1 protein-coding gene is annotated in these 301 nt (G+C 68.4%); it reads right to left on the bottom strand.

Features of this window, described 5'->3' with window-relative positions; genetic code table 11:
- Nucleotides 1-267: biotin carboxylase N-terminal domain-containing protein (locus EN852_RS38895; protein WP_281407865.1), on the bottom strand; the 267-nt coding region annotated here is incomplete at its 3' end.
- Nucleotides 268-301: the final 34 nt, after the last annotated feature.

Genomic DNA, 301 nt, shown 5'->3' with positions numbered 1-301 from the left:
GGGGTTTTCCGACAGGAAGCCATGGCCGGGATGGATGGCTTCGGCGCCGGTGGCGAGCGCTGCCGCGACGATCCTTTCGCCGCGCAGATAGCTTTCGCCGACAGGCGAGGCGCCGATATGCACCGCCTCGTCCGCCATTTCGACATGCAGGGCGCGGGCATCCGCATCCGAATAGACGGCCACGGTGCGCACGCCGAGCTTGCGGGCGGTGCGGATGACGCGGCAGGCGATCTCGCCGCGATTGGCGATCAGGATCTTGCCGAACATGGAGCCTCCCGGATGTGATGCGGGCGGCCCGGAC

The sequence above is a fragment of the Mesorhizobium sp. M2E.F.Ca.ET.209.01.1.1 genome, from assembly GCF_004010375.2.
In the GTDB taxonomy this organism is placed as follows: domain Bacteria; phylum Pseudomonadota; class Alphaproteobacteria; order Rhizobiales; family Rhizobiaceae; genus Mesorhizobium.
This window is presented reverse-complemented; position numbering and strand designations above follow the sequence as displayed.